Source organism: Flavobacteriales bacterium, from assembly GCA_020435415.1.
GTDB lineage: Bacteria > Bacteroidota > Bacteroidia > JACJYZ01 > JACJYZ01 > JACJYZ01.
Map to the genome: position 1 here is coordinate 6208 of JAGQZQ010000069.1, position 12738 is coordinate 18945.

Here is a 12738-nt window from a genome sequence, read left to right on the forward strand (position 1 = left end):
GCTGGCCACCATCGGGTTTGCGGGCAGTCTGGTTTTCTACAATGCCTACCTGCCTGAGATCGCAGAACCTGAGGACCAGGACAAAGTAAGTGCCTTCGGTTACGGCCTGGGCTATGTGGGCAGCGCCCTGTTGTTGATCCTGAACCTCATCATGATTCAAAAGCCCATGTGGTTCGGACTACCGGAAGACGGGAGTGCAGCGCGGTGGTCCTTTCTGCTGACCGGGCTTTGGTGGTTCGGTTTTGCCCACATCACCTTCGCCAGACTGCCAAAGAACGTTTACAAAAAAGAAGCGCAGGGCAACATCCTGCTGGAAGGCTACCGGGAACTGCTGGACGTCTTTGCCGACATCCGCCGTTCCCCGCATCTGCACCGCTTTGTATTGGCCTTTTTTGTCTACAGCATGGGCGTACAGACCGTCATGTACATGGCTACATCCTTTGCAGACAAAGAGGTACACATGAAAGAAGACCAACTGATCCTGACCATCCTCATCATCCAGTTTGTGGCCATCGGGGGCTCGTGGAGTTTCTCACGGCTGTCTTCCCGCATTGGCAATATCAAGGCATTGGGTGTGAGCCTGGGCATATGGGTGGGCATCTGTGTGTCCGCCTACTTTGTTTATAGTCCGGAGGCCTTTTACATAGTAGCCGCCTTAGTGGGCCTGGTGATGGGCGGCATCCAGTCGTTGTCGCGCTCCACCTATTCCAAGATCTTACCGGAAACGGAGGACCACGCCTCCTACTTCAGCTTCTTCGAACTCAGCGAGAAGCTGGGCATTGTGCTGGGCACGCTCAGCTATGGTCTGATTGAAGAGCTCACCGGCAGCATGCGCAACTCCACCTTCGCACTGATGCTGTTCTTCGTGGTGGGGCTGTGGTTGCTGAGCAGGGTGCCGCGGCAGGAACGTGCGGCAAGGTAAAATCCATTCAATGAAAGAATATTTTTCAATAATATATAAGCCTGAGAGAACTTTTAAAGAGCTTATGCAAAATGACGATGGGCAGCATGGCAGAAGAACCAACATTATCATTCTGCTTACTATCTTGCTACCAATGAGCTTTATAATGTTATATGAAGTTCTGTTTCCTCTTATTCCCAACTCAAATAGCAGCCCACTGTCACCAAGACTTGCAATGTATATTCTTCCAATGGTATTTGGGATTATTATATACTTCATCATTTTCAAATACCTGATACCATTTTTAATTCACACCATTGGAAAGCACTACTCACATAAAGCAGGAAATATAGCTCAAACAAGATTTATTGTGGCATTCTCACTAATTCCAATTTTGTTAATATCACCTTTAAAAACGCCATATTTTATAGACTATCCTGTTATATTAGCGACTATAAACATTCTCCTGGTTTTGGCAGCAATAAGTTCAATGATCATCCTATTTGTAGGGACAAGACTAATTTACCAGGTTGAAAACAAACAGAATATACTGATCATATTACCGTATATTATCCTAATGGTGTTGGGGTATATTATTGGGTAGGCTCTCCTGCTAGCAAGGATGTAATCACATCGAAACACCAGTTCTCCCTGCAATTGAACTTTCCATACACATAACCGAGGCAGGTTCACCCAACTGACCACACAACGGCTGCACTTCATCAACTATTCATCCCAACTGAATCAGGAATTTCGTATGTTTATATACCCCTCCGCTATTCAAAACCTTCATTCGTATTGCTAAACAGAAAAGGTGTATTCCAATACTGCTGCGTTACGAAAACAAGCAGGTAAGCAAACAAAACGATGACCAATAAGACAAACCACCAGGCTTTAGACCACGCCACACTCGACGATCTGATTGAGGGTTACCAACTGATCGGTTTCGACTGGCGCTATTTATATGTGAATAAGGCCGTCATAAAACAAAGCAAGTACACTTCAAAAAATGACCTGGTTGGCCATACGATGATGGAAAAATACCCCGGCATCGAAACGACCGACTTATTTAAACTATTGGAAAAATGCATGAAGACACGTACTTCAAGCACCATGATCAATGAGTTCACCTTCCCTGATAATTCCAAAGGCTGGTTTGAATTGCGAATAGAACCTGTTCCCAGGGGATTATTTATTCTTTCAATTGATATCACAGAACGTAAAAGGGCTGAAGAGGCCAAAAAAGAATACATCAACTCCCTGGAGGAAATGATCTATATGACCTCACATAAGATACGTCAGCCTATTTGTAACATCAAGGGGATAATAAACCTTCTGAACAACACCCACGCTAGCGCGGACGTCTCGTCCGGGAATCGCACTTACCTATTTAGAAGGCATCGCTTCAAACATAAATACATCATTAAAATAGCGAATGAATCAAAGTTTGAAGTACAGGCCCAAACGAAACGTCCGCGCCAGCAGGGGTAAAATCGAAAACCCGCAACTTCCAATACCAATATTTCGTAAATTTGAGATATGGAGATCAAACTCAACATAGGATATAAACAGATCATGAAATTGATCAGGCAAATGCCGGCCAGCCAGGTTGCAAGGCTCAAAGCCGAACTGGATGACAAATTCCTCGCCGGTAAGTCTAAAGCAGAGATCACCGATCTGCAACAAATGTTGTTGGAAGCTCCTGTCATGACGGATGACCAATACAAAGTCTTTCTTGAGAACCGCAAGAAATTCAGCCAATGGCGATAGAGATGATCTGCCTGGACACCTCTGTCCTGATTGACTTTTATCGCAAGAAAAACAAATCCAAGTCCTTCTTTTACGAATTGACCAACAGGTACCAGTTGTTTGCTGTTTCTGCAATCACTGCGTATGAAGTATATGCCGGCAGTTCAACGGTGCAGGACGAATTCTGGGATAAATTCTTTCAGACCATTTCCGTGCTCCCTTTCGATAATGATATCAACAAGACAGCCATTGATATCCAACGACAATTAAAACGGGACAGGAAGCAAATCGAGATACCGGACCTGTTTATTGGAGCCACCGCAATTCAGCACGGGCTGAAACTGGCTACGCTGAACACACGACATTTTGAGCGTATTGTTGGGCTACAGATAATTAAGAAATAACAATTACAAGTTGTTACTTAACTATCTAATGTCACGGCGCGCGGTACCCGGACAAGATGTCCGATTCAGCTGGAATAAAAGATAAGCTGCACTTGTTTGTCAAAGCAGCCAGAAGTCAGAAAACGAAGCCAAGCAAATTGAGCCAGAGCCTTAAAATAGCACTCATTGTACTCTCAGTGCTATTGACACTTATTTTGATCGGTGGGTATATGGCTTTAAAAATATTTGGAGAAGCCTTTGGGTCCAGATGCGAACCCTCAAACAATTGGACCGTTGGCGAATATAATATACAGGAACGGACCTGCCTGGACTGGGCAGGTCCACGTTACTACCCTCTGTCACTTTATAAGGATGGAAATAAGATGACAGGCAGCGGATCCAAGATTGATTCATGCAATATTCGCTTTACAATAGAGAAGGACTTGTGCCTTAACTTTAACATTTGCACGAATCAAATAAAAGAAATACTACCCAACGAAAACCACCCTATCGTTTCAGATCTAAAACCAAAGACCATTCTGCTCAAAGAAACATTTCAGCAGGAAGACGTTCCGGTAAACGACTACCTAACAGACAAACTCGCACCCATCCGGAAGAATTTCAAACGCGTCAACTCCATAACTGAATGGGAATGGACCCGGATTGACAAAAAAGATCTTTGGGAAACAACCGAAGGCGGTGAAACCCATTACTATTACGACGGTGATACGCTGGAAAAGATCATCACCCGGCATTTCGGAGAAATGGGACAAAAGATCATGGAATACTACTTGTTAGATGGAAGACTATCCTTCATCTTCGAAAAGTACTTCAACTACAACCGGCCTTTTTACTGGGATTCCACAAGGATGAAAGAAAACAGCGACACCGAGGCATTCGACTTTGACCAATCTGAAATTCACGAAGACCGGAGTTATTTTGAGAATGACACCCTGATCCATCAAATCGCAAACGGTGATTGCGGTGCACCGTTCTCTGACGAGTACTTATTAAAAGAACAGCAGCGGCTGATGGTATCATTTTCGAAACTGGTGGAGTTAAGCAAGGGGGATGAATAAACGACGATTCAGCTTATACCGATAGCCCTCTTCATTACCACCCAACTGACCACACAACCGCTGTACTTCATGAACTATTCATCATAACAGAATCAGAGGATTTCGTATATTTATATAGCCCTCCGCTAGATAAAACCTTCATTATATTACAAAAAAAAGAAAACGACATCACCTACCCCCATTAGTGTGTGAAACGCAAAGCCACTGATGTAGGCAAACAAAGCAATGACCAAAAGGACAAACCACGAAGCATTAGACCACGCCACGCTTGACGATCTGATTGAGGGTTACCAACTCATCGGTTTTGACTGGCGATATTTATATGTGAACAAGGCCGTTGTAAAGCAAAGCAAGTACGCTTCAAAGGATGACTTACTAGGCCATACAATGATGGAAAAATACCCCGGCATCGAAACCACAGACTTATTTAAATTATTGGAGAAATGTATGAAGACCCGTACTTCAGGCACCATGATCAATGAATTCACCTTCCCGGATGATTCCAAAGGTTGGTTTGAGCTGCGCATAGAGCCCGTCCCAAAAGGATTATTTATTCTTTCAATAGACATCACGGAACGCCAAAGAGCAGAAGAAGCAAAAAAAGAGTACATCAGCTCCCTGGAGGAAATGATCTATATGACCTCACACAAAATTCGCCAGCCTATTTGCAACCTGAAGGGCATAATAAACCTGGTGGACAACATACAACTAACCAAAGCGGATTTAAAGAAGATCACCTCCTTCCTGCCTGAAGCCATAACTGCACTTGACAATTTCACCAAAGAACTGACCGCATTTATTGAAGAGAAAAAGATCAAGGTAAAATCGTGGTACAACAACGGGTGACATTTGCAGGGGTCAGACCAACGCATTAAATATTTTAATAATTACCGGACATTGGCTGTATGTCAATATCCAAAATGCTGCTACATAGATCCCTCGCTGCGCTTCGGGATGACAAGACTGTTTTATTAATGAGAGAAGGAAGGTGCGCGTCTGACATTTGTGATGCTTTGAGGACCCGGTTGCGCACCTTCATATTTCCGTCAGCCGCTTGAATCCTGTCATGCCGAGCGCAGAGAGCCTGCCTTGCCGGACAGTCAGGGCATCTTGTCAGAACCATTTGACCTCTTATGCCAAGTACTTCACCCATCACCAAACCAGCCTGCCCCGCAATGGCCAAGCGTCGGCTGGCAGGTCACCAAATCATCACATCTCAAATCACCACCTCACCAAATTAACCAAAATAGGTTAACTTCGCAGCCAATATCAGTTGCCAATGGATGTTGAGCTTTTCATACCCTGTTTCATAGATCAGGTATTTCCACAAACCGCAGTGAATACCCTGCGGATTCTCGAGAAGGTGGGCTGTACGGTCCACTACAACCCCAAACAAACCTGCTGCGGTCAGCCGGCCTTTACGGCGGGATTCTGGGATGACGCCAAGGATGTGGCGGAAAAATGCATACATGACCTTCACCACGACCGACCTATTGTGAGTCCGTCCGCTTCCTGTGCAGGCATGATCAAAAACTACTACGAAGACCTGTTCAAGAACACTGCTCTTCACAATCAATACCGGACCATGCAGAAGAACACCTTCGAACTGTCCGACTTCCTCGTGAATTTTCTCAAGATCACGGACATCGGTGCCAGGCTGGAAGGAAAGGCCTCCTACCATGACTCTTGCGCTGGCTTACGTGAATACGGCATCAAGCGCGAACCACGTGAACTTCTTAAGAAAGTAAAAGGCCTGGAGCTGCTAGAAATGGAAGACACCGAAACCTGCTGTGGATTCGGAGGTTCTTTTGCTGTGAAGTTTGAGTCTATATCCAGCAGTCTCGCACAAAACAAGGCAGAGAGAGCCCTCGAGGCCGGTGCGGAGTACCTGATCTCTACAGATGCCTCCTGCCTGATGCACGTGGATGGCTTCATCCAAAAGAACAACCTTCCGCTCAAAACCATGCACCTGGCTGACGTGCTCACCTCCGGGTGGCCCTCCTAATTCTTCAGGTCATGCATTGGGAAGCTTATAGCCATAAAAAGATCAAGGAGAAGGTGAATGATGCCTTGTCCAGAAACATGGATTTCAGAAAACGGGATGTACTGGGGCTTCCGGCCTCCTTCCTGGATCCTGAAGAGTTTTATGATGATGCGCCCTTCCTGGATGACGCCCCTTATATGAAGGCCATGAACGCCAACCCGAATCATATCGGGTGCCATACGGTCGGACAGGCGGAAACCGCATTCATCGGAACACAGGAGATCGAAAAGGAAGCCATTGCCCTATGTGCGGAAGAAATCCTGGGTGGAGAAAAAGACCAGCAGGACGGCTATGTCGCTGCCGGCGGCACCGAAGCCAACATCATGGCGCTTTGGATCTACCGCAATTATTTCCTCGAAGAGAAAAAGGCATCCCGTGAAGAGATCGCGGTGGTGTTTTCAGAAGACAGCCACTACTCTATGCCCAAAGGGTGCAATCTGCTTTCCTTACGTTCCATTCAGGTGAAGGTGCATAACGATACCCGCCTCCTGGACATGGCCGATTACAAGCACCAGCTGGACACCGCACAGGCCGCAGGCGTCAAACACTTTATCGTGATCATGAACATGTCTACCACCATGTTCGGCTCCATCGATCCTATTGATGAGGTCACAGATCTGCTCATCTCAAACAACATCTCCTTCAAACTGCACGTGGATGGCGCCTTCGGCGGTTTCATCTACCCGTTCTCCTCCAGCGATGCATGCTACACATTCAAAAATCAACACATCACTTCCGTTACCATGGATGCCCACAAGATGTTACAGGCACCATACGGAACGGGCATCTTCCTGATAAGAAAAGGACACATGCATTATGTGATGACAAAGGAAGCCCGGTATGTGCACGGCCACGATTATACCCTGAGCGGCAGTCGCTCCGGTGCAAACGCCATCGCTATCTGGATGATCCTGCGCATCCATGGATCCGACGGATGGCATCAGAAAGTCAAAAAGCTGATCGCCAGAACAGACAGGCTATGCGATAGTCTGGATGACCTTAAGATCCCCTATTACCGCCACCCCCACATGAATATCATCACCATCCGTGGGAATGCCATCTCCAAAAGTGTTGCAGAGAAGTTCGTATTGGTGCCGGATACCCATGATGGAACACCCAACTGGTGGAAGATCGTGGTGATGGACCATGTGACGCAGGGTAAGATTGACCGGTTTATCGGTGCACTGGGGGCTCATTAGTACTAAGTACTAAGTAGTTAGTCGTTAGTCACAAGACTAATAGACATTAGAGAATAGATGCCGGGGTGAGGTTCCTCACCTCGATCAATTGAAAGATGCATAGGTCACATACGATGGTTAGGCGAAGGTTGCACCTTCGTCTGTCTATCCTGTAGCTTTTAGCTACTTTATTCATCTTAATTAAAAATGCTATTAGTTGATATTTGGTAAATTAGGTTATTCACAGAAGACGTTTCTCTGAACCACATAGGCACATAGCGCACAGTAGTTAACACATAGTGAAATCAGGTAATTCTATGCGAAAATCCTATGTGACCTATGTGTCTACACAAATTGGTCAACGGGCTAGTCACAAGACTAATAGACATTAGAGAATAGATGCCGGGGTGAGGGTCCTCACTTCTTCTTTGCACCCAGTTCCTTCAGTAACTCTTCCACCGCCTTCTCCAGTTGCTGGTCTTCACCAGTAGCCACTTTCTCATATTCATTCTTCACCTGGGTGTCCGGCTTCAATTCCTGGTTCTCCATGAAGGTGCCGTCATTGCCGAGATAACCCACTTCCGGAATACCAAAACGTAAACCGATGTACAGGCTTTCCCACCATACGGAGGTACCCGTTCCCGGAACAGGCATACCTACCAGCTTGCCAATCTCCAAAGCTTTATAAGCATAGGGAAAAAGGTGTGCATCGGAATAATTCCCTTCACCCATCAAAACCAATGATGGCTTGGTCCATCTTGTGCTCGGACGGATTCCCAGATCCTGCCCCCTTGGCAACAAAGAATAATATTTCTTCCCGTTGAGGAAAACACACAGCTGGTCATGCAAGTTGCCACCACCGTTGAAGCGGGTATCCACGATGAGCGCTTCTTTGTCATAATACATACCCAGAGCCTTGTCGTAGACCGTACGGAAACTGGCATCATTCATACCTTTCACATGGACATAACCGATTCGTCCCTTGGACAGTCGTTCCGTCTCACTTTCCCTGGAGCGCACCCATCTGTCGTAGAGCAGATCGTTTTGGGTGCCCAGAGAAATGGCCTTTACCCGCTCATCCCACCTGCTGCTTCGGGCAGGATCATAAACGGATAACAGGACGTACACTCCTTCCTTCCGGTTGAGCAAGCGGTAAGGATTCATATTGGCAGTAATCGTCACCCCGTCAATCTTTTCAATGATGGTGCCCGCCCTGACCTTCGAGGTAGCCATGTCAAGTGGCCCCTGCTTGATCACCTCTGCAATCTTCCATCCGTCGCCGGTATGGCTTTCATCATAGATCACACCGAGCGCAGCGGTTTCGTCAGATCCGTCGGGCTTGTTCACCCGATACTTCGCACCGGTGTGTGATGCATTCAGTTCGCCGAGCATCTCACTAGCCAGCTCTGAGAAGTCACGCAGGTTTGCAATGTAGGGCAACTTCTTCCGGTATTCTTTTTTATAGAATTCCCAGTCGACCCCATGCATATCTTCCTTATAAAACTTCTTATAAGCCTGGCGCCACATATGTTCCAGGAAATAATCCATCTCTGCGGCCGCATTCACTTCCATTTCAGCATCAAAAGAAACAGCTGTTTTCTTGCCGTCTGCCGTCTCCACCTTGTATAATTTCCCGTCGGCCTGAACAAAGATCGACTTACCATCCTTGCTGATTGCAAGTTTGCCGCTGCCGCCCACATTGGTCAGTGTCTTGCTTTCCTTTTTGTAGATGTTGTGACTCCATAGATCATATCCCTTGTCCGATGATCTGCTGAGGAAGTAAATGGTCGCTCCATCATCACTCAGCACTGCATCCGCCAGCCATGATGCACGGGGAGTGAGTCGCTTGATGCGTTGATCAAGCCCGTCCATCTCTATGCGAACTGCCTCATTGGATGTGGTCTTCTTATCTTTTTCTTCCTCCTTCTTGAGGATATCCCATTCCGTTGCATCCAGGTTTGCACGGTCAAAGGCTTCCTGCGTAAAGTACATCGCCATGATATCATCTTCCGAGCCTCTGCCGCTATGTTGAAATGCCCCATACCGGTCCGATATCCACATCATGGCTTTCCCTCCCAGCACCCATTTGGGGTTAAGGTCTCCGTAACCGCTGTTGGTCAGGTTCACCACTTTACCATCCCCTGAAGCATTGACAAGGCCTACTTCATTATCCCAACGGTTGCGGTCAAAGAAATTCACCAGGAAATACTTTCCATCGGGAGACCACTGGTAATACTGATCCCCGTCGATGTATGAATAACTGTGATCCCCTGTCATGACCGTCCTGCTTCTGCGGGCAGCCAGGTTGAAAACCTTAAGCGTGGTGCGCTCTTCCAGGTAGGCTACCTCCTTTCCGTCAGGAGACCATGCCGGTTGAAAAGCTTCTTTTGTGTCTACAACAACGTCTTCTTCGGTCACCACGGTGGATAGGTAAAAGTACTTCTCTTCACTTCTGGCCAGGCGTGTCTGGTAGATATTCCAGCTACCTTTTCTTTCTGATGCGTAGAGCAGACTCCTGCCATCCGGACTAAAACTGATATCCCGTTCCATCTCGGGCGTATTGGTGATACGCTTTGTGAGTTTATGCTTGACAGAGGTCACAAAGACCTCGCCCCTGCTGATAAAAGCAATCTCTTCCCCGTCAGGAGAAACCGCCATTTCCGTAATATTTCCGTTGACCGATTCAAAGGTTCGTTCTTTGGCGCGGCCATCGTTCAGCACGGTGATGTTTATCTTCCTGGGTTCCTCCCCATCCTTCTGGGTATATATTTCGCCGTTATAACCATAACAAAGGGTACCTGTGGAGGACATGGTCAGAAAGCGTACGGGATGCTTGTCGAACCTGGACACCTGCACGGTCAGACTGGGGTCCAGGATCGTGAGCTTCCACACATTGAATGACCCGCTCTTTTCCGACAAATAATAGATCTCCTGCTCATTGGGTGCCCACGCCGGATTGCGGTCTTCACCTTCATACGTCGTCAGTTGCTTATGCCTTTTATTATCCACATCAAGGACCCAAATATCCCGGGTAACGGAAGACACGTGATGCTTGCGCCAGGGATCTTCATAGCCTTTCTGATCATGGTACAGGATCATCTTTCCTGATTTGTGGTATTTGGCATCAATAGCAGGCGTGGTGACCACTTGCTTCACCCTGCCACCACCTACCGGTACTTCATAAAGTTCGGGCAGATAACCATAAGGAAATTGTGCATTGGAAGCAGCATCCGTTCTCCTGGACTCGAACAACACCCGTTTTCCATCCGGGCTGAAATCGCTGGGGTAATCATTGGCCGAATGCCAGGTCAGTCGCTTTGGACTTCCCCCTTCGGCAGGAATCACAAAAATGTCATAATTACCATACCGGTCGGATGCGAAAGCGATTTGTTTGCTATCAGGTGACCAAACCGGTTTGAAATCATGCGCCTCATGCAATGTAAGCACGCTGGCCTTGCCTCCACTGGATGGAACAGTGTACAAGTCGCCTTTATATGAAAAGACAATCGTAAGACCATCGGGAGAAATGGCGGGGTAGCGCATCCATTTCGGAAGGCTATCCTGTGCATGAACAGTCAGGGAAATAAGCGCAGGTGCAAGAATGGAAAGAAGAGAACGGAAGAGCAATTTGATGGAAGATGTCATACGGAAGATTTGGGATTCAATCAGGTTACGGATAAAGGTTGGTATTTTCATTGGAATATCCAATACACTTTTTCAGATGACTCTATAGTTGCGGTATTCGCCAATGCGCCAACCGGTCAAACGGAACACCCATTGCAGGATACGGCTTTTCATTGATAGTTTCTTCTGCGAGGGGTCAAAAGAGAATTGCCAGTTCATTCTGGATATCCTATCCAGCATCACCGCCGGATGCGTACCTTCATAGCGCGTCAGGGAATCGATCCCGGAGTAGTCAAATTGATCATACACCCTGACATTCTCATCCACCCATGCGTCATCATGCCACAGCGAATGAAAGGCAACCTGCCGTTCCTGTTGTTTATCCGGAGGACGCACCCATCCGTAGTGGTGTATCACCGCATCGGCATGTTTGACCTTCAAAGGTCTGCCATCTTTTTGAAAACCCTGGGCATCCCGGAAAGAATAGATGCCCTGTGCAGGACGAACCACCCTCACTTCTCTTCGGTACCACCTCCTTGAATCTCCGATATAATCGTAGGAACCGTAAAAGTGGCGGTAATCGAACACCAGACCTTCCACACGTTTATCATCCTTCCAGGTTTCCATGACCTTTTTAAGGCCGGGAACATACTGTTCATGCAGTACCTCATCGGCCTGGATATAAAAGGCCCAGTCAGCATCAGGTGCTACAGCTGCTAATGCTTTATTGGTTTCCACAGCGAGTACGGCACCGCCTTTTCTGAGAGAATCGTCCCAGGTGGTTTCTACGACACGGACCTTGTCAGGATGAATGGAACGTACGAGATCCAGGGTATCATCTTCGGATTTCCCGACCGCCACGACCACCTCATCGCATACGGGCAGAATGGACGATATCGCCTCCACCACGGGATAATCATAGCAGATGGCATTGCGAATAAATGTAAATCCGGAAACTTTCAACATTCAGAAACTAAGAGCTGAAACGTTTGTGCAGACACGGATGCACAACACAACGGTTCTATTTCACCGTGATCTCGATCTCACCTGCCCTGCCGCTGTTATCATATGACCTGGTGATGCGAATATACTTCACTCCCTTACCATAAAACTTGCCATAGGCTCCATCATTAAAGGTAATGGTTCCTTTTCCAGACCAGAACTTTCCCCACGGGGTAAACTTCAATTCCTCAAACTCAAGCTTGATCAGTCTGCGTTTCAGATCCTCCTGAATATCCTTGATGTCCTGCTCCGTCATCTTCCGGTTGATCTCAAGCTCAAAATTCTTGCTGCTATTGCCTGTTTTACCCCGTTCTTGCGCCATGCTGCGGGATGGGACCAATGCCAGTAAGAACAGGCACAGGCCAAATGTCATGATCGTTTTCATAGGATTAAGCATTCAGTCCGGTATAGTTGAACGGTGAGACTTCTTTCAATTCAGACTTAACGTTTTCGCTGACATCAAGTGAATCAATAAAGGTATGCATTCGCTCCCTTGTAATCTTTTCATTGGTCCTGGTCAATGTCTTCAGGGCCTCATACGGTTTATCAAACCCTTCCCTTCTCAGGATCGTTTGGACGGCTTCGGCCACCACGGCCCAGTTGTTTTCCAGATCATTGTCCAGGGCCACTTTGTTCAGCAATACCTTATCCAGTCCTTTCATCATGGAGTTCAATGCGATCAACAGATGCGCCAGGGGCATGCCCACGTTTCGCAAGACGGTGGAGTCTGTCAGGTCTCGTTGCAGACGGGAAACCGGCAGTTTGGCGGACAGGTGTT

General features: G+C 47.1%; 12 protein-coding genes and 1 pseudogene (1 of these 13 only partly in view). 9 read left to right on the forward strand and 4 right to left on the reverse strand.

The window, feature by feature from the left end:
* The 9 genes and pseudogenes from KDD36_11040 to KDD36_11080 form a co-directional block, all read left to right on the forward strand.
* Window positions 1–922, forward strand: a pseudogene (locus KDD36_11040) (MFS transporter); it begins 369 nt to the left of the window's first position.
* Between the two features lie 10 nt (window positions 923–932).
* Window positions 933–1505 carry a YIP1 family protein gene (locus KDD36_11045; GenBank protein MCB0397184.1) on the forward strand — a complete coding sequence of 191 codons (573 nt, stop codon included), beginning with the start codon at window positions 933–935 and terminating at the stop codon, window positions 1503–1505.
* A gap of 263 nt (window positions 1506–1768) precedes the next feature.
* Window positions 1769–2392, forward strand: coding sequence for a PAS domain-containing protein (locus KDD36_11050; GenBank protein MCB0397185.1), 624 nt, complete (start codon window positions 1769–1771; stop codon window positions 2390–2392).
* 48 nt (window positions 2393–2440) lie between these two features.
* Window positions 2441–2671 carry a hypothetical protein gene (locus KDD36_11055; GenBank protein ID MCB0397186.1) on the forward strand — a complete coding sequence of 77 codons (231 nt, stop codon included), beginning with the start codon at window positions 2441–2443 and terminating at the stop codon, window positions 2669–2671.
* Window positions 2662–3054: a type II toxin-antitoxin system VapC family toxin gene (locus tag KDD36_11060; GenBank protein ID MCB0397187.1), complete on the forward strand. Its 393-nt coding sequence runs from the start codon at window positions 2662–2664 to the stop codon at window positions 3052–3054. Before KDD36_11055 ends, KDD36_11060 begins: the two co-directional genes overlap by 10 nt.
* A gap of 56 nt (window positions 3055–3110) precedes the next feature.
* Window positions 3111–4112, forward strand: coding sequence for a hypothetical protein (locus KDD36_11065; protein ID MCB0397188.1), 1002 nt, complete (start codon window positions 3111–3113; stop codon window positions 4110–4112).
* Between the two features lie 225 nt (window positions 4113–4337).
* Window positions 4338–4958: a PAS domain-containing protein gene (locus KDD36_11070; protein ID MCB0397189.1), complete on the forward strand. Its 621-nt coding sequence runs from the start codon at window positions 4338–4340 to the stop codon at window positions 4956–4958.
* Window positions 4959–5391: 433 nt separating this feature from the next.
* Entirely contained in the window at window positions 5392–6117 is a 726-nt protein-coding gene (locus KDD36_11075; protein MCB0397190.1) for a (Fe-S)-binding protein, read from the forward strand.
* Window positions 6118–6128: 11 nt separating this feature from the next.
* Entirely contained in the window at window positions 6129–7355 is a 1227-nt protein-coding gene (locus KDD36_11080) for an aminotransferase class I/II-fold pyridoxal phosphate-dependent enzyme (GenBank protein ID MCB0397191.1), read from the forward strand.
* Between the two features lie 396 nt (window positions 7356–7751).
* Here the strand turns inward: KDD36_11080 and KDD36_11085 are convergent, their stop codons facing one another.
* The 4 genes from KDD36_11085 to KDD36_11100 form a co-directional block, all read right to left on the reverse strand.
* Window positions 7752–10979 carry a PD40 domain-containing protein gene (locus KDD36_11085; protein ID MCB0397192.1) on the reverse strand — a complete coding sequence of 1076 codons (3228 nt, stop codon included), beginning with the start codon at window positions 10977–10979 and terminating at the stop codon, window positions 7752–7754.
* Window positions 10980–11051: 72 nt separating this feature from the next.
* A complete protein-coding gene (locus KDD36_11090) occupies window positions 11052–11924 on the reverse strand; it encodes a glycosyltransferase family 2 protein (protein ID MCB0397193.1) in 873 nt (290 codons plus the stop codon).
* 55 nt (window positions 11925–11979) lie between these two features.
* Entirely contained in the window at window positions 11980–12345 is a 366-nt protein-coding gene (locus KDD36_11095; protein ID MCB0397194.1) for a hypothetical protein, read from the reverse strand.
* A gap of 4 nt (window positions 12346–12349) precedes the next feature.
* Window positions 12350–12738 (reverse strand): adenylosuccinate lyase (locus tag KDD36_11100; protein ID MCB0397195.1); only part of this gene is annotated, 389 nt, incomplete at its 5' end.